13 protein-coding genes are annotated in these 26,179 nt (G+C 38.6%); 11 read left to right on the top strand and 2 right to left on the bottom strand.

What is annotated here, in order from left to right:
* Positions 1-84: 84 nt before the first annotated feature.
* Together ACRD7B_RS04390 and ACRD7B_RS04385 are read right to left on the bottom strand one after the other, a co-directional pair.
* Positions 85-2,025 carry a glycoside hydrolase family 97 protein gene (locus ACRD7B_RS04390; protein WP_430823258.1) on the bottom strand — a complete coding sequence of 647 codons (1,941 nt, stop codon included), beginning with the start codon at positions 2,023-2,025 and terminating at the stop codon, positions 85-87.
* Positions 2,026-2,073: 48 nt separating this feature from the next.
* Positions 2,074-4,347 carry a beta-L-arabinofuranosidase domain-containing protein gene (locus tag ACRD7B_RS04385; protein ID WP_430823257.1) on the bottom strand — a complete coding sequence of 758 codons (2,274 nt, stop codon included), beginning with the start codon at positions 4,345-4,347 and terminating at the stop codon, positions 2,074-2,076.
* 660 nt (positions 4,348-5,007) lie between these two features.
* Between ACRD7B_RS04385 and ACRD7B_RS04380 the strand changes: the two genes are divergently transcribed.
* The 11 genes from ACRD7B_RS04380 to araA all read left to right on the top strand — a co-directional run bounded on the left by ACRD7B_RS04380 (position 5,008) and on the right by araA (position 26,159).
* Positions 5,008-6,708: a hypothetical protein gene (locus ACRD7B_RS04380; RefSeq protein ID WP_430823256.1), complete on the top strand. Its 1,701-nt coding sequence runs from the start codon at positions 5,008-5,010 to the stop codon at positions 6,706-6,708.
* Between the two features lie 20 nt (positions 6,709-6,728).
* A complete protein-coding gene (locus tag ACRD7B_RS04375) occupies positions 6,729-9,992 on the top strand; it encodes a SusC/RagA family TonB-linked outer membrane protein (RefSeq protein WP_430823255.1) in 3,264 nt (1,087 codons plus the stop codon).
* Between the two features lie 28 nt (positions 9,993-10,020).
* On the top strand, positions 10,021-11,862 hold the full coding sequence (locus ACRD7B_RS04370) for a RagB/SusD family nutrient uptake outer membrane protein (protein ID WP_430823254.1): 1,842 nt from the start codon (positions 10,021-10,023) through the stop codon (positions 11,860-11,862).
* Positions 11,863-12,088: 226 nt separating this feature from the next.
* A complete protein-coding gene (locus ACRD7B_RS04365; RefSeq protein ID WP_430823253.1) occupies positions 12,089-13,705 on the top strand; it encodes an arabinan endo-1,5-alpha-L-arabinosidase in 1,617 nt (538 codons plus the stop codon).
* Positions 13,706-13,717: 12 nt separating this feature from the next.
* Positions 13,718-14,839 carry an aldose epimerase family protein gene (locus tag ACRD7B_RS04360; RefSeq protein ID WP_430823252.1) on the top strand — a complete coding sequence of 374 codons (1,122 nt, stop codon included), beginning with the start codon at positions 13,718-13,720 and terminating at the stop codon, positions 14,837-14,839.
* Between the two features lie 158 nt (positions 14,840-14,997).
* Entirely contained in the window at positions 14,998-19,284 is a 4,287-nt protein-coding gene (locus tag ACRD7B_RS04355) for a hybrid sensor histidine kinase/response regulator transcription factor (RefSeq protein ID WP_430823251.1), read from the top strand.
* A gap of 181 nt (positions 19,285-19,465) precedes the next feature.
* A complete protein-coding gene (locus ACRD7B_RS04350) occupies positions 19,466-20,935 on the top strand; it encodes an arabinan endo-1,5-alpha-L-arabinosidase (RefSeq protein ID WP_430823250.1) in 1,470 nt (489 codons plus the stop codon).
* A 20-nt stretch (positions 20,936-20,955) separates the two neighbouring features.
* Entirely contained in the window at positions 20,956-22,488 is a 1,533-nt protein-coding gene (locus ACRD7B_RS04345; protein WP_430823249.1) for an alpha-N-arabinofuranosidase, read from the top strand.
* Between the two features lie 82 nt (positions 22,489-22,570).
* Positions 22,571-23,524, top strand: a complete 954-nt coding sequence (locus ACRD7B_RS04340) for a glycoside hydrolase family 43 protein (RefSeq protein WP_430823248.1) — start codon at positions 22,571-22,573, stop codon at positions 23,522-23,524.
* Positions 23,525-23,826: 302 nt separating this feature from the next.
* Entirely contained in the window at positions 23,827-24,510 is a 684-nt protein-coding gene (locus tag ACRD7B_RS04335) for an NUDIX hydrolase (protein ID WP_430823247.1), read from the top strand.
* A gap of 140 nt (positions 24,511-24,650) precedes the next feature.
* On the top strand, positions 24,651-26,159 hold the full coding sequence (gene araA, locus ACRD7B_RS04330) for an L-arabinose isomerase (RefSeq protein ID WP_430823246.1): 1,509 nt from the start codon (positions 24,651-24,653) through the stop codon (positions 26,157-26,159).
* Positions 26,160-26,179: the final 20 nt, after the last annotated feature.

Genomic DNA, 26,179 nt, shown 5'->3' with positions numbered 1-26,179 from the left:
TGTGGTTTGAGAGGATTATTAAGGATAATAGGTTAACAATTGGATATCTCAGAAAAATTAATCCAATGGTTGTGTCATCTTTTTTTACTGGTAAATAACAAATCCTTCGTTATGTTTTAGGGATATATCAATGGTTGAATTATCGCTAAGTGATATTGTGCTTAAGTTAAGTAGCTTATCTTTATGGTTATCAGTAATTAGATTGATGTTGTTACTTCCAATGAAAGATAAGTCTAATTGAATATCTTTCACTTCTTTATCTGCATTAATACCACCAATGTACCATTTGTCTCCTGCTCGCCGTGCCATCACCACGTATTGTCCCGGAAATCCTTCAATCAACTTGGTCTCATCCCAGGTAGTCGGACAATCCGCCAGAAAATCTATAGCAAAATCAGGTACCTTGCTCATTCCTTCAGGTGTTTCGGCTAAATGTTGAATGCCCGACTGGAAAAGGATGGGGAGTGCCAATTCAAAGGCAGGCGATGTTCTTCTTTCAATATTAGGAACCCCGGTTAAATTAACAGGCGTATAATCCATTGGATCGAACAGATTGCGGGTAAAAGGTTGCATGGTGCAATGAACGGCTTGTTTATCGGCTTCTTCCTGACGAAACGTTACATTCTCGAAACCTCTGACGGCTTCCACGGTCATTAAGTTAGGGTAAGTTCGGTGCCATCCGCGGGGAAGTGTAGCTCCGTGGAAGTTAACCATCAAACCATGTTTGGCAGCGTCCTGAAGGATATCATGGTAATAGGCGATAACCGATTGCCCATCACCGCCAAAGAAATCAACTTTAATTCCTTTTACACCCATTTCTTTTAATAAGGCAAATTCTTTTTCTCTTTGTGTTGAGGTTAAAAGAAGGCTTTTGGGGCTGTATGTGGTCGTATTCCAGTCTCCACTTGAGTTGTACCAAAGCAGTATGCCTATGTTTTTATAATTAGCATAGTTGACCAGTTTCTGTATTTTGTCATAACCAATTTTCCTGTCCCAATCTGCATCGATCAGGCAATATTCCCAATTCATATCAGCAGCAAAGTCAATATAGTTTTTCTGTACGTCATAAATAATGTTGTCATCCTTCAGGATGATCCAGCTCCATGAAGCAGTTCCTGGTTTAACAAATGAGGCATCTATATCGATGGCAGGTTCTGCTAAATCGGTTCCAAGAGTTGATTCTGTAACTGTTTTTAAGGAGCCGATGCTAAGAAGACGCCAAGGGGATTTTAGTGGGGCGCTAGAATTGGGTAATAGTTCTCCTCCTGGCATAATCTCTACGGGGTTAGGAAATGAAACCTGATAAGTAGAGGTTGTTGAATCTTGTACCACAAGTCGGGTGGCACAATAATCTCTTCCTAAACTAGCTTCGGTAATAGCAATCCAGTTATTGTTGTTTTGAAATAATGCGGGGTAAACCCATCCAGACTTTGTTGGAGAAGTAGTTCCTGCCTTTATATTGATATTGTAAAATTCTTCGTAGGATGGATTTGTTTCGCACCAGCCGCTTTTAGCTTTGGCAACAGGTTGTAAAAATCCATTGGTGTTATCAGGGAAGTGATAAGTGGTTTTTTCTTCTATAATTTTCACCCTTTGATCACTTTCGCCTTTGAACAGGTATCTGAATGCCACGCCGTCGTTCGACACCCTGAATGTAATATACATTGGGACGCCGTCTGCATTTATAGTTTCTACAGTTGCTTCATTATATGTGTAATTGATATTTTTCTGTTTACCGTTGTTCAGTTGGTAATCTTCAGATTTTAGATTGATCGGAGAAAGCGTTTTAAACTTCAGATTATTGTAAAAATCACCATCGCTGCGGAGCATTCCAAGTTCTGAAGATAATAATATATCCTTATTGTGATAGGAAATGCTATAGCACAACTTGTTTGTTTCTCCTGTAAATATAGTTACATCAATATTGTTATCAGGGCTTTTTATCGAATTGTGTTTGTCAATACAACTCGTTGCTGAAATAAGAACTATAAGAAGCAACAGTGTTGCAAGTTTAAATGTATTCATTCTGGTATATTTATATTGGTAGAATATTATTATTGAATTGATGTCTATTTATTTCAATAAACGTACACCATATATCCCGCCTGCGACGGAACCTGTTTCAGCAACGAATTTCAGTTCGATTTTACCCGAACTAATTTTGTCTTTTAATGGATGCAAAGGGTAATCGATAGTATAAAAACCGTTTTCGCCGCTTTTTAATTCAACCTTAGTTAGTAGATGGCCATTTAATTCAATCCGAAACTTTCGGCCAACATCTCCCGAAAAGTATTTAATTCGCAGAGTATTGGCTTCTGCTTTTTTATCATTGAGCTCATAGCTAAACCAAGCTGTTGCATCGCGCCAAAATTTGTCCTGATTGATTCCTGAATTGGTATGCTCGCCCTTAAAAAAGTGATCAGACTCCGGTTGTTGTTCTCCGGGAGCTACCTTGTCGATTGTTTGTTTCTCAAGAGCCAATACAGTGGCTTCTTTCTTTTTTAGGTCTTTTATGCGCCCGTTAAATTCAGCTTCTGTATAAATTGGCCAATATAACATATATCGGGCATCATGTATTTCATAGAATGGTTGTAATTCCAGCTGTTGGCCGTTTGCTGTGTTCATTACGAAGTGTAATGGCTGACTTTTTACAGGATGGATTTTATCTATAAAGTTCAAGTTATCGGTAATAATAGCAGGTGCTTGTTCCAGTGGACGCATATCCCCTTTTGCAATATGTCCCATACGGCTGTCATCGGCGAACAATCCGTCTAAGTCGGTAGTATCTGTTTTCGCCGCTAACACAATTGGTCCGTGTGAAACTGAAGCATAATTTGAATTATCCGGTAAATACTCAATGCTTGTTTGCATAGGCATCTTCACAGCAACAAGATCGCCTCTTCGCCAATGGTCATTTTTAACGAGTATGTAACCATTAATGGTTTCTACTTCAGCAGCTTTGTTATTAACTGTGACAGTAGGTGATTTATCACCTAACCACGTTGGCATACGTATGTTAAGTTCAAAGGGTTTTTCAGCTTTTTGTATAGTGAAGTTTATCTCTTCGGAATATGGGAATTGTGTTTGTTGAATCAGCTCGACGCCCTGTTCTTTCCAAGTTACTTGTGAAGGAATAAAAAGGTTCACATAAAGGTTATTGGCTTTATGTGTATAAATCATTTCGCCATACTTACTATGGTTTTCCAGGCCAGAGCCTACACAGCACCAAAATGATGTATGAACCTGTGAATAGACTCTGTAATGCTGGGGGCGCATTGGTGTGAAATAAACAAAGCCACCTGTATAAGGGTGTTGAGTTGAAAGAATATGATTGTATAATGCCCGTTCGTAATAGTCGAGATACTTATGGTCAGTTTCGCTCAGAAACAACATTTTACTTAAGTGAAGCATGTTGTAGGTGTTACAGGTTTCTGGCCCCTGCTCCGATTCAATCATAGGCTTGTAGTCGTCCGGCGAATGAAAGTGCTCTCTCACGCTGTTGCCACCAATGGAAATAGTCATCTTATTCACCACTAAATCCCAAAAGTACTTTGAAGCCGCATTCCAGATTGTATCATCCGCAACATCAGCGTAGCGCTTAAATCCTATAACCTTAGGAATTTGGGTGTTAGCATGCATGCCAACCAAGTTGATGTTTTTGTCAATCAGGGGATTGAGAATGGTGTAATCAGAAAATCTGGCTGCAAAAGCCAAGTATTCATCATCTCCTGAAAGTTCCGCAACATCAACAAAAACCTCATTCATTCCTCCATGTTCGCTAATTAATATCTGTTGTAATTGCTCATCACTAAGATGCGCCGTTATGCTCATAAACCAATCGGAGAGTTTGATAAGCATATTTAAAGCATCAGGGTTATGAGCATAAATATGGGCATCTCTTAAGGCTGCAAATATTTTGTGGATATTGTAAAGAGGCACCCAACCTTTGTTTAACGAAAAACTTCCAGCTTCGATATTGCCTTCAGAAATCTCGCACCAGATCCTCTTACCGTCTGGTACTCCACTCAGGTATCCATCACCATTGGCGTCCTGGCACTGCTTTAATTGAATTATAAAATAGTGAATCTTATTTAAAAGCTCTATATCACCAGTTGAGGCGTACATCATCGAGAGGGCAGACAGGTAATGGCCACCAATATGGCCATCTAAACCGGTATTTTCCCAGTTCGTATAATTGTCCTTTGAGGGGGAAAGTCCGGCTTCTTTATAATATGGAGCTAATAATCGGTCAGCATCTAATTCTAATAAATACCTGAGGTCAAGCTGTTGGGCATTATAAAAAGGAGAAGGATGTAGCACTACATCGTCTAAAGAAAATGTTTGCATCGCATCCTGTTTTTTGATACAACTGAGACAAACTTGAATTAGAAATACTAGTAATAAATATTTTTTCATGAGTTAATATTTTCTTTTTTTTGATGTGTTACCCACAGAAATTTATCCACTCAACACCTATCTACATGATGTAGATTGTACCTTGTTAAGATTAAACTTTAGTGTTTATACCTTGAAAATTGAATTGTTATTCTATTAGCAAGTGCTTGTTTTACTTTTGTGTTGCCCTACTATATAACTGTTATTTATCAAGTTCAAATTTGAAAACTATTTCTTATTTGCAGGAGCACAAATTCATTCTTTAGGAGGATAAAATGATACACATTGTTATCATTTGTGCACCTTTCAAAAGCTAGATTTGTTTATTATTACAAGTGATGAGAGGTTTTCTAATTGGACATCCTCAATTATCCACCAAAAAAAAACATTAATGAACCTTGTCGCAATCGTTGGATTGTACTTTTGATTTAACATTTTGAAACAAATTCGATGTATAGATGAAAAATATCTTAAAAAGTAAAGTTCTTATTAATTGAAGTTTTTGAAGGCTTAAATCAAGAGCATTTGATTATAATATTGACTTGATTCGAATTTGAGATAAAAAATGCAGTTAAAAAAACGAGATGTTTATTGTTAATTAAATCTAAGGAAATGAAAATTAAAAACAGGCTTATTGGGTACGTTTTGTACATAGCCTTTTTAACAGCAATTGGATTAGTTGGTTGCGAAGAGTCGAGGATATATACTATTAATGCACCCTCTGACCTGCAGGCAAGGATTGATTCGATTGCAGACGCGAAGGAAGGTATTGACACTGGTGATACAACCTATATTGATATCACTACAGCAGTTGTTGGGAATGATGATTACAGTTCTGGTTGGTGGACGGCATTCTCAGATTATTTTACCGTTCCGACAAATAAATTATTGCATTTGGAATTTATTAACCACAATGGAGGTAGTCCAAACGCCTGGAATAACTGGAATCTTGCTGTTGCCAATGAGGTGGCAGATCGTGAAGGTGATGGCTATGCCGAATATTTTGTGCTCCGCTCTGATGCTTTTGGTTGGGGTAACGAAGATTTTGATTTAGATATTATTAGTAATAACTATCCAGATACGGATGGAGATGGAGATATTTGGAATGATTTCCGTTTAACCATGGATGGGGCTTTTGTTTCGATTGATGTTGACCACTCCGCTACCGGCAATGTTTTTGTGACTGCAACTGCTATTGGGACAAATGGTACAGAATTGGTTATGACCTATCAGCAACCTGTTTCAGCATCTGATGATATTACGGCATTCTTAATAGCTGATGCGAGTTATTTTGAGATTGAAAGGGCATATCTTATACCGTCTAAAGTGACAGTAGTCGAAGATGTTAATGCTGTGTCGATTGATGTTACAGGAACTCCACTTGCTGTTGAATTAGGTAATGAAGATTTTTGGGGGGATGGAGTAGCCACTGTTACTTTTGCAGATGGTTCTTCTTCTATAGTGGATACTGCAGATGTGTCATTCAATGTGATACCGGATATGACCACTCTCGGAGAAAAGACAGTTTCGGTTGCTTATAGCAAAACCAAACTAGGTGATTACGGTCCTGCAGTATCGACATTTTACACACTGGAAGTAACGAATTCTGTTATTGCTATGGAAGTAACTGCTTTACCGGAAATGACCACTTATGCTTTTTTTGGTTCTGAATCCCCATCATTTGATCCTAAGGGTATGGTTGTAACAGCTACTTATTCAGATGGCTCGACAGGAATTCTTGATAATTCAATTCTTGAATTTGAAATTCCTTTAGTTGATGGAGATCAAGATGCAGTGATTTCTTATGTTGGCGCCACAAGCACTGTAACCACAACTTGCCCACTAACTATTATTGAAGGTACTAGTCAGATAGGTGCAATTGACTTCACTACCGCTTGGTGGACCGAGTTTTCCGATGATTACACCGTAGCATCAGGTTCCAGTAAAGTTCTTACTATGTACTGTTACTCCAATGAAGTTAATAATTGGCATAGCCCATGTACGATTTTGCGTAAGGCCGATGCAACTGAGTATGGTGTAGTACGTATGGACAGTTTCGGATGGGGTGACGGTTATGGAACAGCCACGATTACAAATGACTGGAATTTTGATACATTCACATCTAATATTAACGGTTCAAAAGTGGTTATCACAGTGACCAATAACGGTGATAATACTGCTGATATTAATTACGATGTTACTTATGCCACAGGAGAAACACATTTCCAAAAGTATGAAGGTGTAACAGTTGATAGCTCTGATTTGAACTGTGCAATAGTATTAGAAGGTTCATATGTTGTAATTACAGAATAATTAAGAGAAAAAATCAAACTATGAAAAATATATATTTAATTCTTTTAGGATTGTTGGTGTTTGCGCCAGTAACATTGGCAGTAGGTGGCATCGACACCTACCAAATGTCAATGGCTCAACAAGGAGATATAATAGTGAGTGGTAAAATAGTTGACGATATGGGAGATCCGATTCCCGGTGTAACTATAGCAATTAAAGGTACAACCCAAGGAATGATTACTGATTTGGATGGTAACTTTGCCCTTTCTGCACCTGAAGACGCTAAGCTATCAGTGTCTTTCATAGGTTTCAAAAGCATGGAGATTGCTATTGAAGGAAAGACTAATCTTGGTGTAATAACCTTGATTTCAGACACACAAGAGCTTGATCAGGTAGTTGTAATTGGTTATGGCACTCAAAAGAAGGCCGACCTTACAGGTTCAGTTTCGATTGTAAATCCGGAAGAGATGCGAAAGCAGTCGAATTCCAACATCTCAACATTACTGCAGGGAAAAGCATCAGGTGTTCAAATAACTTCTGACGGGCAACCGGGAGCTGACCCTACAGTGCGTATTAGGGGTATTGGTTCTTTTGGCAATACAAACCCACTTTATGTTATAGATGGGGTGCCAATGGGAACGACAATTCGAGACTTCTCACCAAATGATATCGAATCAATTCAGATCCTTAAGGATGCATCAGCAGCAGCTATCTATGGTTCTCGTGCTGGTAATGGAGTAATAATTATTACTACTAAGCAAGGCAAGAAAAACTCACCAATGAAGATTGACTACAATGGATATGTTGGTGTGGACCAGGTGCAAAAAGGAGTTTATAATGTTATGAATGCGGATCAATACAAGGATTACCTTGGCATGGCTTACGCAAACAGTGGTGTGGATCTGCCGGGTGGTTATGTTTCTTCCAGTAGCAATTATTTGTGGGATACGCTTGACGATGGTACTGAGGTACCTTCAGTAGACACAGATTGGTTTGATGAGGTGTATAAAAACGGTATTCGTCAAAACCACAACGTGAACCTTTCAGGTGGCGGAGAAAATAATACCTACAATATTGGACTTGATTATTTTAGTCAGGAAGGAACAATGAAAGGTGCCGGTCCGAATTACGAACGTTTCACTGTCCGTGTTAACAATACCATGGATGTGAAATTCATTAAAATCCGAACCAGCTTGGTTTATAGTCACAGTGATCAGGATAATATGGCGCTTAGTAACGCAAACGAGTATGTACAAGGCCTTTATGGCGGTCAGTATCCAGTAATGGCTTCCACTCTGCTTTTGCCTTCTACCATCAAAGCTTACGATGAATCAACATGGGTATTGGATGACAGACTTTCTTCAGCATCAGGATGGAAATATGATGCTTACGGTTATGGTACTTATTACGATGATGTGCATGGCGACCTGCGTATGACCAATGTGTTGATGACGAATAATTTATTGGAAAGAAATGTAAAAGTTGACCGTTTTGTTGGTTCTGCCAATACAAGTTTTGATTTATTGGATATGTTAGGTGTTAATACTAGTAATCACAAATTGACATACAATCTAAATCTAGCGTATAACAAAACCATAGTTAAAAATTATTCATTTATACCTGCATTTATCTCAAGTACCATTAACTACTTGCCAAAGGAAAATGAGGTTCTTAACCAAGAATATCGTTCTACAAGTGATGTGTTAATAGAGAATTATATTAACTATAATACTACATTTAATAAACACAGTATTGATGTTGTTTTAGGGCAAACCTATCAGAGTGTATATTATCACTCGCTTAGAGGTACTGGCAATAATTTGTCTGAACCCTATTATTTGCAGCTTGACAATGCAGCCGAGAGAAATTCGTATAGTTATGAAAGCGATTGGAGGATGTCATCGTACATCGGTCGTTTAAACTATAATTTCGACGGTAAATACCTGATTTCAGCAACAGCACGACGTGATGGTTCTAGTCGTTTGTCTCCGGAAGATCGCTTTGATATTTTTCCATCAGTATCTGCAGGTTGGCGTATCGAACGAGAGAATTTTTTTCCTGTAGATAAGTCTACTATCAGCTTACTGAAGTTACGAGGTAGTTATGGTGAACTTGGTAGTATAGAGAATCTTGGACCATACGATTATATGGATACAATGCGCAGAAACGATTATACTTACAGCTTTAATAATAATAAGGTGACCGGATCCGCAATATCGAATTTTGTAAATACCGGATTAAGATGGGAAATTAAGAAAACACTTGATTTTGGTCTTGATTTAGCTATGTTTAACAATCAGTTTGAATTTAATTTCGACTGGTATGAGTCAACTTCAGAAGACTTACATTATGATGTTAGGGTTCCGACTGAAGCTGGTTTTACTAATGAGAGAGTGAAAATGAATGCAGCCACTATGGTAAACTCAGGTCTTGAATTCCTTTTTACCTATCGTAATTATAACCACCCTGTTAAATTTGAGGTTTCTGCAAACCTATCAACGCTATCAAATAAGGTAACTAAGTTAGGCGTGGCTAATGAGCCTCAAAATAATGGTGTTTGTCGCACAGAGGTTGGTCGTGAAGTTGGGGAGTTTTATGGCTGGGTGCTTGAAGGTGACGTGCAGAATGATGATGGTACGTATAACATCAGAAATGGTATTGCCCAAAATCAAAGTGCAATAGATAACAGAGTCAATGAGGAGGGATCCTTTGTTGACCAACCGGGAGCTCAACCAGGTGATATTTTATACAAAGACCTTAATGGTGATGGTACAATTAATGCTGAGGACAGAACTTTTATTGGGAGTGGATTGCCTGATATTAATTTCGGTTTAAATGGTCGTGTTGAATGGAATGGTTTTGATTTAAATATTGCCGCTTTTGGGGCTGCCGGTTTTAAAGCGGTTGATTTTGTTCAAGGGGAATTGATGAATTCTTATGGGGCAACTAATAAGGGCGTTAGCCTGTTAAATGCATGGACGCCAACCAACACTGACACCGATGTGCCCCGCGTGCAGTATAAGTCGGCTAATGCCACAAATAATTATTTCAGCGATAGATACATTCAGGATGCATCCTATTTGCGAATTGCAAATGTGCAATTAGGATATAATTTCCCTGAGCGTTGGTTTAAAGGTAAAGTTAGCAAGGTTCGTGTATATGCATCAGGTCAAAACCTGGCTACTATAACAAAGTATGAGGGGTATAATGTTGATTTTTCAGGTGGCACATTCACACCAGGGTATAATTATGCGTCATTTCCACAACCACGATCATTCATGTTAGGATTAAACCTGTCATTCTAAATTTTAATCGATTTAATAGAGAAACAATATGAAACGTTTAAATATATTACTATTAATATTATTGCTCATTGCGGGATTTTCAGCCTGTGATGACAAGCTCAATGTTGTGAACCCAAACAGTCAGACTACTTTCGATTTTGGTAATACGGAGTCAGAACTTCAGGAAGCTATAATAGCATGTTACAATCGTATTCGTTTAGAAGGTACATTTGCCCGTGTTGGTTATGTTATAGATGCTGTACGTGGCGATGAGGTTTGGAACTCATCACAACAATGGTATATTGATGCAGACAACCTAAATCATACATCCGCTTATTTTATGGCCGAGTGGCCATGGCGTGATAACTATCATGTTGTAAACCGCACAAACTTTGTATTGTCAAAAGTGGATGATGTTAAGATGTCAGAGGAATCTTATAATCAAATTAAGGGACAGGCTCTTTTCTTACGATCTTTAGCCTACTATAATCTGTCTACCATTTATCAGGATGTTCCGCTAATTACTAATTATGACGATTATAATGATATTAACACTCTTTATGCAACCTCTGCTAGTCAGGATTCGGTATTGAATAAAGTAGAGGTGGATTTTACTGAGGCAATGAAAATTTTGCCTTCGCGTAATGAAGGTGGAGAATGGGCTTCAGGTCGTGCCACTTCCGGTGCGGCTGCTGGGTATATGGCTCGTACACTTATGTTTCGTCAGAAGTATAGTGAAGCTTACACAATATTGAAGGATATTATTGCCGGTCAGTATGGAGATTATGCTTTGGCCGCAGACTTTGGTGATAACTTCAGGGAAGATACAGAGAACAATTCTGAAAGTCTTTTTGAAGTTCAATATATGGATCTTGGAACGGGTGGAACTGATGAGGAGTGGACTCCAGTGAACATCAGTCCTACTGCAACACAAGGACATGCAGTAGAAAGTAACTATGCACCCCAGGATAAAGGTAGTTGGGGTGACTGTGCGGCTTCGCCCTGGTTATACAACCTGTATAAGAAAGAGAACTGTACAGATGGATTTTTGGATCCGCGTTTGTATTGGACTTTAGTGACGTATGAGGCAGAATATGATGCTATAAATGGTGTTTCTACTGCGGCATATCCAGAAGGAGATCCTAGAACCAACATGGCTTATAAGTCCACATTATATGGAATTAATGGCGACAAAGATAATGATTGGGTTGTTAATTTTCGATCCAATACTTCACAGGGTGGCATATCGATTGCTAAATGGACTTATGCGAGAACTGATTTATCTGATGATGTTATTGTAGGATTAAGAACTGGAATTAATTTACGCTTAATGCGATATAGCGATGTTTTACTACGTGCAGCTGAGTGTGAAAATGAAATAAACGGACCAACACAAACTGCTATTAGCTATATAAACGAGGTTCGTCAGCGTGTGGCCCTTCCAGATCTTAATATTACAGACTTTCCTACAGCAGATGCTCTTTTTGAGCAAATTGCAAATGTAGAACGTCCGAAAGAATTTGGTTGTGAAAACGGTCGTGGAACTGATTTAATTCGTTGGGGATTTTTCTACGATGCAAGCCGCATGCAACAGATAAAAGAGCATGCTTATTATAAGTTAGCACCTAAGAAGCTTTATACATGGGTCGAGGATGGAGTTGAAAAACAGGAAGAGTATGTGATTGTAGATACGGAAGAGCTAAATTCTAATAATGCAAGTGGTTCTTCGTATGATAATTATATAGTAGGTCATGAATATTTTCCTGTATGGCAAGTTAATCTTGACACTAACCCGAATCTTAGGGGCAATTCAGCAAATAATAATTCAGATAATAGTACAACATTCTTTGAAAAAGGATATAAAGTGCGTCCTGTTTATAATTTAGAGTAAGATTATATTTAGGTTTATCTTAAAACTTCCTTACCAGTGTTTTTAAGCTGATAAGGAAGTTTTTTATGCGATTAAATTGCATGTAATACTAATTTTGCAAATGAGTTATGTTGACAACATTAAGTTTAGATAGTTATCTATTTATCTCCAATAAATGTGATATTGTCCACCTGTGAAGCTTTTTTATTCGTTTATTTTGAATCTGAATATTTTTAAGTTTTGTAATATGAAAAGTAAATTTTCCTGGTTTTTAAGCCTATTGATTTTTATAGCTTATGGATGTAAAGATGATGATATTGTCGATGAGGATCCAAAGCCCGATGAACCTGATGATGAGTATGTGATACCCATTTATAATGATGATTATACATGGACAGGAGATGATATAGCATCATGGAGTGATAGATCTAAATGGAATTTAGCAAACGTACATGATCCTTCTGTAGTGTTCGATGGTGGGTATTATTACATGTATGCAACAGATGCCTCATTTGGTAATGAGCACGCTGGGCATGGTCATTTCCACCACCGTCGATCTAAGGATTTGGTGAATTGGGAATATAGAAATGCTACCATGAATGATGCTCCGACCTGGGTTAAAGATACGCTAAACAATATACGTGCGACTAACGGGCTTGCACCTATTGATAATCCAGGCTACGGTTTTTGGGCGCCGGTTGTACGTCAGGTGGGGAACAAATATAGAATGTATTACAGCATAATTATCGATAACTATATTGGTAATGGTCTGCCTTGTAATGAAGCTAATTTCGATGGCACTTGGTCCGAACATGCTTTTATTGGAATGATGGAAACATCTGATTTGGCACTCAATGAATGGGAAGATAAAGGAATGGTAATTCATTCAGTGTCCGATAAAGGAACAGAATGGTCGCGTTCTTCATTTGGGGGCGATTGGGGCAATGCTTATTTTTATTACAATGCCATTGACCCGACTTTTCAGGAAACACCTGACGGCAAGCAATACCTGATTTATGGTTCATGGCATTCGGGTATAGCATGTGTTGAGTTAGACCCCGCAACAGGGAAACCGTTCGAATATGTTAATGTGGCAGATAAAACAAAACGCATTGCTACACGCGTAGCTAGTGGGTATTGGAGTCGCTGGCAGGGATCTGAGGGGCCTGAAATCCTTTATAACGAAGAAACTGGTTACTATTATTTGTTTTTAGCCTACGACGGATTAGATGTGCCATACAATACGCGTGTTTGTCGTGCCACATCCATCGAAGGTCCCTATTATGGCAGTGATGGCGCAAATGTAACAGAAGGGGCAGATTGTTATCCGGTTCTTACACATCCTTATAAGTTTAACAGCCATTCAGGATGGGTTGGTTTTGCGCATAATGCTGTTTTTCAAAATGAAAACGGTGATTGGTTTTACGCTTCTCAGGCTCGTCTGCCTGGTGGCACCAATGGCAATGAATATGCCAATGCCAATATGATGGGACACGTTCGAAAAATTGCCTGGACTGAAGATGGTTGGCCGGTTGTGATGCCGGAACGCTACACAGGTGTGCCAGAGAAGGAGATTACTGAGGACGAATTAATTGGTACCTGGGAGTGTATTGAGCTCAAATACGATTATGCAAACATGCAAACTTCTAATGCGATTGTTTTAAAAGAAGACGGTACGGCAGTTGGTGCGCTTAGTGGTTCATGGTCGTACGACAGTGCAAATGAAATATTGACTATTGGCACCGTAAAACTATGTGTTGAGCGTGAGCTTGACTGGGAAGCTTCGCCAAGAGAGGTAACAATTGTAATTTCAGGTCTTACACAAGATCGCAAGCATTCGTTATGGGGCAAAAAAATTGATTAAATCCAACTATCTATGAAATTTGTAAACCTATTTGTTATCGCCATGATTCTAGTGTCATGCAGCCAACCTACAAGCCAGATAAAATTAATTGATGAAACTACTTTTTCGACTTCTTTCAACGGTAAGGAGGTTAAGTTGTATACCCTTAAGAACAAAAACGGCATGATAACTCAAATTACCAATTTGGGAGGTCGTATTGTAAACCTATGGGTGCCTGATAAAAATGGCAATTTTGCCGATGTAAGTCTGGGCTATAAGACGGCTGATGAGTACCTTAATAATCCTGAAACCTTTTATGGAGCCTTGATTGGCAGGTATGGCAATCGCATTGCCAATAGTCAGTTTGTTATTGAGAAAGATACATTTCAGTTGAGTGTTAACGATGGTGAGAACACTTTACATGGCGGTCCAGCCGGTTTTTTCGACCGGGTGTGGGAGGCCGTTCAAGTGGGCGATAATAAACTGGAATTAAACTATACCTCTGTTGATGGCGAAGAAGGTTATCCGGGTAATCTGGATGTTAAAGTCTTTTATGAACTAACAGACAATAATGAGCTTAAAATTGAATATTTTGCTTCAACAGATAAGCCTACTCATGTTAACTTAACCAATCATACCTATTTCAATTTGGCGGGCGAAGCCTCAGGCACGATAAATGATCATTTGCTAACGATAAATGCAGATGCCTACACGCCTGTTGATGGAGGTTTGATTCCCACCGGTGAAATAGCAACAGTTGAAGGCACACCATTTGATTTTAGAGAAGCTACAACAATTGGTGCGCGTGTGAATGCTGATGACGAACAGCTGAAAAGAGGAGGAGGCTATGATCATAACTGGGTGTTAAATGCGTCAGGCAATGGCTTAACCCTGGCGGCCACTTTAAAAGAGCCTGTTTCGGGGCGAGTGATGGATGTTTATACCAACGAACCCGGTATTCAGTTTTATGGTGGTAATTTTATGGACGGCAAGTATATGGGCAAATACGGTAAAACCTTAAAGTACCGTGAGGCTCTGTGTTTGGAGACGCAGCATTTTCCGGATACACCCAATAAACCAAATTTCCCATCGACGCTTTTAAACCCGGGAGAAGCGTATTATTCGGTGTGTGTTTATGCATTCAGAACTGAGTAGTTAGTATATAGTTTGTTTAAAAAAGAAGGTTGTTTTGGCAGCCTTCTTTTTTTTTATTACGAGCTATATATATATTTGTGTATTGTTTGATATTCAATTAATATCAGCCCAAATCAGAACTATACCTTAGCATTGTTTTGTTATATTTAAAGCTGTTTATGAAAAATCATCCGTTACCCATCGTTGTTTTTCTTCTTTTGTTTTTGGTGCCTTTTGAGGGATATAGCCAAAGAACCCCGCGTGTTGAATACATTAACATAGACGATGGTTTGCCTCAAAATACCGTGCAGTCCATAACAAAAGATGCGTTTGGATTCATTTGGTTTGGAACTGATAATGGCTTATGCCGGTACGATGGATATGGTTTTGATTACTATTATTCAAATGGGGATGAAGATCAGCTGTTGGATAATCGGATTTTGCATTTATCGACCAACCATCAGGATTTACTATATGTGACCACCCAGAAGGGACTGCAAATATTAAATCTGTTATCGGGGAAGTTTCTAAAAATTGAGCAGGCTAATATTCACTTGTTGTTCAATCAGGATATTGTTCAAACCTTGCACGATGGGGAAAACCTCTGGCTTGTAACCAAAGTAAACGGGGTTTATAAGCTGCAGGAAACAAAGGAAGGAATTGAAGTAAAAGGACGTTATCAATCCTTTGAGAACGCTTCATCGCCCTTATGTATTTACAAAGGGGTGGATAACGCTATTTTTCTTGGGACAGTAGCTGGGCTAATGATACACGATCCGATTTCGGATAAGTTTAACGCCTATCAGTATAATGATAGCACTTATAATCCGGCGTATATCCAATGTTTATTGGACGATGCAAACAACCTGTATATTGGAACCAATAATGGTTTGTTTCTATATAAAAAGCAAGCAGGCGTTATTGAATGGTTAAATCATGATGGTAGTAATATCAATTCTTTATATCATTCCAATGTAACCGCCATTACAAAAGTTAATAATGAGCTGATTATTGGTACACTGGGAGGCTTGTGTTCTCTTAATCTGGATGATAATCAGGTCAATCGGTTTCATCTGCCTAATTATACAAACGAAGATGTTCATGTGGAGTTCATCCGTTCTATTTTTACCGATAACCAGGGCGATGTTTGGGTAGGTACCGATAAAGTTGGATTGGTCTATTATAATATTCACAAAAAGGCATTTAACGCTCTTGATGGTTTTGATTCTGATTACTCCGTTCTAAACCGGAGCATTATTAACTCAATTTATAAGAATGAGCAGTCGCTTTGGGTAGGAACAGCAGGTAATGGATTGGCCCGCATTAATCAAAAAGATAGTCAATTAAAATTTTATCAAAACAGGATAAATGACCCTAATTCGATCGAAAGCAACTTTATAACCTGCATTTACGAAGATAGACGAAGCAATATTTGGGTAGGTACGTGGGGCATGGGTGTTCAAATGTTGAGAAAAGGGAAGGGTGAACGGTTTGTATCGTATCATATCGATAAAGGCTTACCAAGTGACTTTATTTCCACTTTCTATGTTAACAAAAAAGGTGAAGTGCTCGTTGGTACGCAAGGAGGCTTGTGTATTTATAATGAGAAAGATGACCGCTTTTACAGTATTCAGCCTGCCGGTGGTGGTGCCATTGAAAACTGGGAGGTAGGGTGTATTCAGGAAGATAAGAATGGTTTCTATTGGGTAGGAACCACCGATGGCTTGCATCGCTTCAATGGTAAGCTTATTAAAGATGATGAACCGACAGTTATTTCGCGCTATGAACAGGTTTGGTATAAAGAAACGAATGAGAAAAACAGCCTGCCGGATAATTACATAACCACCTTAAATATCGATGCTGAAGGAACCATTTGGATTGGTACTTATGGAGGAGGAATTGCCAAATGCGTTGAAACAGAAAATGGTAACTACGAATTTATAAACTTTAATCAGCAAGACGGATTGGCTAACAATATTGTTTATTCGCTTCTTTGCGACGATAACAACAATTTGTGGATAACCACCGAAAATGGCTTGTCAAAATTTAATATTGAAGCGCAACATTTTATCAATTATTACAAGCAGGATAATTTAAGAAACAACCAGTATTATTGGTCGGCCGGATTTAAAGATGCCGATAGTAATTTATATGTTGGAGGTTTAAATGGACTGAATTACTTCGATCCTGATCGGATTAAAAAATTTCCTTTTGAAACTAAACCGATTGTAACCGCACTTAAAATTTATAATAAAAAGGTTGTTCCCGGCGATGTGCACAATGGAGTTACTCCCTTGCACAGAGCCTCATTTGCTGTCGATACCATTTCATTATCGCACAAGGATAATGTGTTTTCATTGGAGTTTTCGGCAATGGATTTTCTTCATTCATCCAAAATAAAATACGCCTATCGCTTAGATGGTGTTGATAAAGAATGGGTTAATGTCGATTCGAAACGACGGGTGGCTTCGTATACCAACCTGGCCGGAGGAGTGTATTTGTTCGAACTGAAATCAACCAACGATGAAGGGGTCTGGAACGATGAGTTTACTCAGGTGTATATCGAAATTATTCCCCCTTTCTGGCAAGAATTGTGGTTTAAGTTGCTGATGATTCTGATAGCAGTACTTATGATGGCAGGCTACATCCGTTATCGTTCGTTCAGAATGTCGATGCAAAACAAAAGGCTGGAACAATTAGTGAAGGAACGGACGATTGAAATCAATGAAAAAAACCAGCAGTTAGAAGTCAGTTCACAGCGCTTGCTTGATACGAATGAACAGTTAGAGAAGCGAAGTGCAAAAATTGAAAAGCAAAAAGCACAGCTGGAAGAACAAAATAGTGAGATTCGAACACAACGAGACCAGTTAATTGCGCTGAATGAGGAGGTGGAAAGTATTCATCAAATGCGCATGCAGTTTTTTACCAATATTTCGCACGAATTCAGAACCCCATTGACATTGATTATTTCTCCCATTCAGCGTTTGTTAAGTTCAGGGAATAATCAACTGCCGGAAGCCGCCCAAAAAACCATTAAAATTGTGAAGCGCAATGCGGAACGTTTGTTACTTCTGACCAATCAGATTTTAACATTTCGAAAACTTGAAGCCGGTAAACTGCAGGTGCAGTTACAGCAGGGAAAACTGGATGAAGTAATTGTGGAGATAGGTGAAGCTTTTAAAGTCTTAGCTGAGGATAAGCACATTACATACTTGACAAATGTGAGTCAGGCGGATTATTTCGGCTGGTTTGACAAATCAAAACTGGAGAATATTCTGTTCAACCTGCTGGCCAATGCTTTCAAATATTCGTCAGAGTCGGGTAAAGTCGAACTGTCTTTAAATCTGGAAAAAAACAGTGAATCCCAAAAAATCATAGAGGTAATTGTAACGGATAATGGCCAGGGTATTAAGCCGGAAATACAGGAAAAAGTATTTGATCGCTTTTACCGGGCTGATAATAACCTGGGCTTTGGTACCGGTATTGGTTTGTCGTTGGTAAAAGAATTAGTGATTAAATTGAATGGGCAAATTAATCTTAGCAGTGAGTACGGTAAAGGGGCCAGCTTCAAACTGATCTTACCGATTGAAAAAGAAAGTTTTGATGATTACACAATTGTAGAAGAGGGAGTTGCAGATTCCGTTACCTTGAATCAAAAAGTGAATTTGATAAAAGAGGCTGCCAATCAAGGAAGTAATCAGCCAGTTAACGATGCCGATAAAGCCCATGTATTAATTGTTGAAGACAATGATGATTTAAGGCAATTCCTTACGGAGTCGCTTGCCGAAAACTATCATGTTATTGCTGCAAAAGATGGACAGGAAGGTTCTGAACTGGCTCTGCAGAAAGAAGTCGATTTGGTGGTTAGTGATATTATGATGCCTCGCCTGAATGGGCTGGATTTGTGTAAACAGTTAAAGAATAATCTGAATACTAGCCATATGCCGATAGTTTTATTGTCGGCTAAAGGAATGGAAGAAAATCAATTGGAAGGATTGGGTGTTGGCGCAGATGATTACATCACTAAGCCGTTTAGTTTCGCATTTTTAGAGGCAAAAATCAGAAGTTTGATTGACAACAGGCAAAAGCTAAAGGCTATTTATCTTCAAAACACCGACGCTGAAGCCGATTTAAAAGGCAGTACACTAGACGAAGATTTTATGCAGAAGGTCAATCATGTGGTATCGGAATTCTACGCCGATCCAACTTTCGATATCGAGACATTTGCATCTAAAATGTTTGTTAGCCGTAGTTTGTTGTACAAAAAGCTAAAGGCTTTAACCAATGTATCGCCCAATGAATACATTAATGTTTCACGGCTAAAAAAATCAATTCCTCTGCTCAAATCGAAAAAATATCAGGTGGCCGAGGTGGCGGTAATGGTTGGTTTTAACGATCCAAAGTATTTTAGCCGTGTCTTTAAAAAGTTTTATAAATGCTCTCCAAGTGAATATGTAAGTGTATAAATGGGTAATTCTCTATCTTAAAGCGTGTGCAAAACTTGTGCTTATTTGCTGATATATAATGGTTTCGTGCTTATGGTAAGGTGTTGTCCACATCTATCCTCCTTATAAAAACGATTGTCCTCTCAATAGTTGCATCCTGAAGTTACTTTTGTCTTATAACGATTAAAGAAAAAGTTGTAGGATGAAATATTTACCTTATATACTATTGAGTTTCGTTGGGCTTTGTGCGTGTGAAACCAATATCACCAAAGAACACAAAAAGCTTCCATACGCCGATGATTATACAAGCATTGCCAGCTTGAGCCACCGGTATGAGTGGAATGCGGCCAATGTGCACGACCCTTCGTGTATAAAGGTTGGAGATACTTATTATGTGTATGCGACGGGTGCCTATTACGCACCGCCAAATATCAATTTTAAAGATGACTCGGTGCATGTGGGCAAAATTCCAATTCGGAGCTCAAAAGATCTGATAAACTGGAATTTTGAGGGTTGGGTATTTGACCAAACACCGGCCGAAGCTTACGATTACGTGAAGCAAGCAAATGGAAGAAAGGCGGCCGATAACATGTGGGCTCCATTTATTCGTCAGGTCGATGACGAGTTCCGTTTGTACTACTCAGTATCCTATTTTGGTTCTAATGCTTCCTTTATCGGGATGGCCACTGCAAGCTCGCCTCTTGGCCCCTGGCTCGATAAAGGTGAAGTGGTAAAAACATCCAAGGAAAGCCTGATGAATGCGATTGATCCATCGGTTATAACGGATAGTAAAACAGGTAGAGACTGGATGGTATATGGTTCATTCTTTGGTGGTTTGTATTGCATGGAGTTGGACCCAAAAACAGGCCTTGCCTTAAATGATGGCGACCAGGGGCATCTGATTGCTCGTCTGAAAGGAGGTGACGAACGGGTAATTGAAGCGCCTGAAATAATCTACAATGAAGAGCAGGATATGTACTACCTGTTTGTGTCCTACGATTCATTGTTTAATTTTTATAATATCCGTGTTGGTCGTTCTAAATCGCCAACCGGCCCCTTCCTCGATTATTTTGGAAATGACATGAGCGACACAAGGGATAATTACCCGATTTTAACCTATAGCTATATGTTTAATAATCATGTTGGATGGTCTGGAGTTGCTCACAATGCTGTGCTAAATGATGAAGGGAAGTATTATGTGATGCATCAGGGACGTTTGGCACCCGATAACCTGATGCTTCAAATGCATGTGCGCGAAGTCAAGTGGTTATCAAACGGATGGCCGGTTTTATCTCCTGAACGGTACAATGCACTTGATGATCAGAGTGAAATCAATAAGGCTGAGTTAGCTGGTTCGTGGGAAATTATCGAGCTGAAAGATATTTTAGATAAGAAGCTGAGAGCCCCTGGTGGCTGGCAATATAAGCCCACGGCATTTAATGTGTCAAAAGAAGCAATATTTGATGCAGACGGCGAGGTTCAAGGGAGAGAAATAGCTGGCATAAAGTCGTTTGAATACATTGATGGTGTACTAACACTGCTTGATGATGAGAACAAGCCAATCGAATGTGCCATATTCAGAGGGTGCGACTGGGAGCAGGAGCGCGAGACCATTTTATTTAGCGGAATATTGCCTAATGGTCATGGAATATGGGGAAAGAAAGTAAGATAAATTAAAATAAACATTATAACATGAGACTTCAATCTTTTTTTATTGCCGCATTATTGTTGGTTTCGTCAACAGTATTTGCACAAAACAAAATTACCGCGCATACAGACTCGGCTAAAACAAAAATAAACAGAGATATTTATGGTCACTTTGCTGAGCATTTAGGTCGTTGTATCTATGATGGGTTTTATGTTGGGGACACATCGTTGATTGATAATATCAAGGGCTTTAGGGTAGACGTCATCGACGCTTTACAAGAAATGAACATCCCTTTATTGAGATGGCCAGGAGGGTGTTTTGCGGATACATATAACTGGAAAGATGGAGTTGGCTCAAAAAAGATTCGCCCATCAATTGTTAATGTGCACTGGGGTGGTGTTACGGAAGATAATAGTTTTGGAACACATGAGTTTATGGACTTCTGTGAGTTGATTGGAGCCGAAGCATACATAAACCTTAATGTAGGTTCGGGTTCGGTTCGCGAAGCCAAAGAGTGGGTGGAGTATATGACTTCGCCAAATAAGAGTCCAATGACCGAATGGAGAAAAGAGAATGGTCGTGATGAGCCCTGGAAAGTAAAATATTGGGGAATAGGCAACGAAAACTGGGGCTGTGGAGGTAATATGACACCGGAGTATTATGCTGATTTATACCGTAATTATGCGACTTATTGCCATGGTGCAGATTACAAAATCGCTGGGGGTGCGAATGTTGCAGATTATAATTGGACTGAAGTGATGATGAAAAAACTGGTTCATCATAAGCATATTGTAGATGGACTTTCACTTCACTATTATGTGCACCCTGGAGGCTGGAGTAACAAAGGTTCAGCGACTGAATTTGATGAAGCAGAATACCATCTTACCTTGCAAAAAGCTCTGTATATGGAAGAGCTTATTAATAATCATTCTGCCATTATGGATAAGTATGATCCGAATAAAGAGATTGATATGATTGTTGATGAGTGGGGCTCGTGGTATGATGTTGAGCCGGGAACCAATCCAGGCTTTTTGTTTCAACAGAATACATTAAGGGATGCGCTTTGTGCCGGTATGCAGTTGAACATGTTCAACAACCACGCTGATCGCATCAAAATGGCCAACATCGCCCAGATGGTTAACGTAATTCAGGCGGTGATATTGACTAAGGGTGAGACAATGGTTTTAACACCAACGTACTATGTATTTAAAATGTATAGCGTTCATCAAGATGCTACATTGGTTCCATTAAGCATAGAATGTGACGATTATGAAGTTGGAGGAGAGAAGTTGCCGGTTCTTCATGCTTCGGCTTCAACAAAGGATGGAAAGTTAAACCTGACTGTTTGTAACCTGGATCCGAATAATGATGTTGAGTTTGAATACGATATCCTGGGTGAGAAATACACAAAAGCTTCTGGTCAGATCATTGGAGGTGAAAAAATTAATTCATTGAATGAGTTTGGGAAAGAAGAAGAGGTAACGCTTAAGCAATTTTCTCTAAAACAACCAAAGAAAGGGAAGCTTAAACTTAAGATTCCAGCTAAATCAGTAGTTTTAATTTCATTGGAAAAATAATTAGGTTGATCCGTAAGATGTGTGTATGCATTTAGAGTACAAGAATAGAATTATCAATAGCATCCAAAGTATACTTCTTTTGATGAGTATACTAACAGGTTGTCAGTCCGATATTAAATACAACAATCCAGTTGTCAAGCAACGGGCAGATCCTTGGGTCTTAAAAGTTGATAATGTTTACTATTACGTGGCTACAGCTCCTGAATACGATAGGATAGAGATGCGTCAATCCAACACAATAAATGGCTTGTCTGCTGCTGAAGCTAGGGTAATCTGGCGAAAATATGACAAAGGGGTGATGGGGAACAATATTTGGGCCCCTGAGCTTCATCGGATTGATGGCAAGTGGTACATTTATTTTGCCGCTGGAGAAACTGAAAAGGCCTGGAATATCCGAATGTATGCCCTTTCAAATGATTCGCAGGACCCCATGCAGGGAGAATGGAAAGAAGAAGGGCGAATTTTAACTGCGCATGACTCTTTTTCACTTGATGCCACTTTTTTTGAGCATAAAGGGAGAAAGTATTATGTATGGGCACAACATGTTAGAGAAGGTGAAAATACGTCCTTGTTGATTTCAGAAATGGATTCGCCAATCAAGTTAAAGGGAAAGGAAGTTGTGATTAGTAATCCCGAATTTGATTGGGAAAGAAAGGGTTATAGTGTGAATGAGGGGCCTGCAATATTAAAAAAGAATGGGAAAATATTCATGACTTATTCGGCAAGTGCTACTGATGATACTTATTGTGTCGGACTTCTTTGGGCTGACGAAAATGCGGATTTATTAGATGCTGAATCATGGAATAAGTCAGAAGAACCAGTTTTTTTTACAAACGAGGAAATGAATCGGTTTGGTCCGGGACATAACTCTTTTACAGTTTCTGAAGATGGAACAACGGATGTTATGATTTATCATGCCAGAAATTACAAGCGCTTAAGAGGTTCTCCTTTAACCGATCCCAATCGGCATACTCGTGCAAGGGTAATTAACTGGACTATGGATGGATTTCCTGATTTTAGACAAAATGAGGAGTAGTTATGGTGTGATTAAATTATTGCCTCTAATTGAGTAATGTATGCAGAAAAGGTTACGAGATTTGATAACTCAAAAGTGAAATGTTACTATGAAACGTAACAAATTTAAAGGATATAATAGAACCTAGATTAATTGAGTTAACGTCGTAAAAGAGTGTTCTTCTTTGATTGGTTAGAATCGGTGAAGTATTTTTGAATTGAATTAATGTAAAGTGAGGGCTATGAAAGAATTAGCAAAAAAAGTGTACTTAAAATATAATAGTACCAAATACTATTAATATATTTGTTCTAGATATGATAATTATGGGAGAAAAGTACAACAAATTTTCCAAATATTTTGTCGCCATCGACTGTGTTATTTTCGGCTATGTTGATGACGATTTAAAATTATTGCTTTATCACCGCGGCTTTGAACCGGCTAAAGGGCAATGGTCGTTAATGGGAGGGTTTGTTGGAGAAGAAGAATCGTCGGATACAGCTGCTCGTCGGATTCTAAAGAATATTACTGGATTAGACGATATTTATTTAGAACAAGTGCAGGCATTTACAAACCCTGATAGGGATAGTGAAGATAGGGTTATTAGTTTAACTTATTTTGCACTCATTAGAATAGATAAGCATAAAGCAGATAAAGTAAAGGAAAACGGTGCACATTGGTGGTCCTTGAAAGCTCTACCAAACCTAGTCTTTGATCATAAAGAAATGGTTGATAAAGCACTGGAGAAATTGCAAATTAAGGCTGGACTGGAGTTGGTGGGAAGTGAGCTATTACCAGATCAATTCACCTTATTACAGTTGCGTAAATTATATGAAGCTATTTTTCAGAAAGAATTAGATACTGGTAATTTTAGAAAGAAAGTATTGTCTTTAAAAGTACTTCAACGTTTAGATGAAAGAAATACAACAGAATCGAGACGTGGTGCCTATTATTTTAAATTTATTGATGGTGCAAAGGACAAGTCTTTTGAACGTATTGTGAAAATTTAAAATTTTTTGATAGTATAATAGTACAAAGTACTATATATAATGAATAAAAATCAATTATAAAAATTAAATAGTCTGTAAAAGAGAGATATACAATATAGTAGTTGATTCTTTAATTATGGGCGAAGTTAAATCAAGTTATTATGAAAACATTAAATCAGTTAGAGGTTTGGTTGGTTACTGGTAGTCAGCATTTGTATGGGCAAAAAACTTTAGATCAAGTTGCTTCACATTCAAAAGAAATTGCTGCAGCATTTGATGCTTCATCAGATATTCCTGTAAAGGTAGTTTGTAAGCCTACAGGAACTGGTTCCGCAGAAATACATAAAATCTGCAGAGAAGCAAATGGTGCAGAGAATTGTATCGGTTTAATTACTTGGATGCATACCTTTTCACCCGCTAAAATGTGGATTCACGGGCTTCAGGAGTTAAGAAAACCTATACTTCATTTACATACACAGTATAATAAAGAAATTCCATGGAAAGAGATAGACATGGATTTTATGAATTTAAATCAAAGCGCTCACGGAGATAGAGAGTTTGGTCATATAATGGCACGTATGCGCATGGATCGTAAAGTAGTAGTGGGGCATTGGCAGGATCCAAAAGTTGTTTCAAAAGTGGCAGGATGGTCGCGTGTTGCAGCTGCGTGGGCTGACTCTCAAGATATGTTAATTATTCGTTTTGGCGATCAAATGAATAATGTTGCTGTAACTGATGGAGATAAGGTTGAAGCAGAAAGAGTTTTCGGTTATCATGTAGACTATAGTCCAATTGCGGATTTAGTAAAAGTTCAGGATAATGTGAGTGATGAAGATGTCGCCGAACTGGTTAAAATTTATGAGTCTGAATATGATTTAGCTGATAATTGTAAAGAAGGCGGAGAAGCACGTAATCAAGTGGTACATGCAGCTCGAATAGAAATAGGCTTGCGTCGTTATCTGGAGAAAAAGGGAGCTAAGGCTTTCACCACTAATTTCGATGATTTAGAAGGGGTAGACCAATTGCCTGGTTTAGCATCGCAGCGATTAATGGCTGATGGTTATGGCTTTGGTGCTGAGGGAGACTGGAAAACAGCAGCATTATGTCGTCAGATGTGGTTCATGAGTCAAGGAATGTCTGATTACAAAGGATGTTCATTCTTAGAGGATTATACCTTGAATTTCGATGGAGAAAAAAGTTCGATTTTACAAGCTCATATGTTAGAGGTATGTCCTTTAATAGCAGATCATAAACCAAAGTTAGAAGTACACCCATTAGGAATTGGTGGCAAAAATGATCCAGCTCGCCTTGTATTTACAAGTAAAACAGGTTCAGGAGTTGCTGCAACAGTTATTGATATGGGAAGCCGTTTTAGAATGATTATTAATACGGTTGACTGTATTGACTCACAAGAGTTACCTAAGCTTCCTGTGGCGAGTGCACTATGGATTCCACAACCAAATTTTGAAGTAGGAGCAGCTGCATGGATTTTAGCTGGAGGTACGCATCATACTAGTTTTTCATATGACTTAACAGTTGAAGATTTACAAGATTTTGCTGAAATGGCAGGAATTGAGGCTGTGGTTATTGATAAGGGTACGAAAATTCCAGAGTTCAAAAAAGAATTACAGTGGAATGATCTTTACTATCATTTAGCAAAAGGTTTATAGTCATTAAATAAGAGGTTGGC

The organism is Carboxylicivirga fragile (assembly GCF_050589805.1).
Taxonomy (GTDB): domain Bacteria; phylum Bacteroidota; class Bacteroidia; order Bacteroidales; family Marinilabiliaceae; genus Carboxylicivirga; species Carboxylicivirga fragile.
The sequence above is the reverse complement of the archived record's forward strand: the minus strand, read 5'-3'. Positions and strand labels throughout refer to the sequence as shown.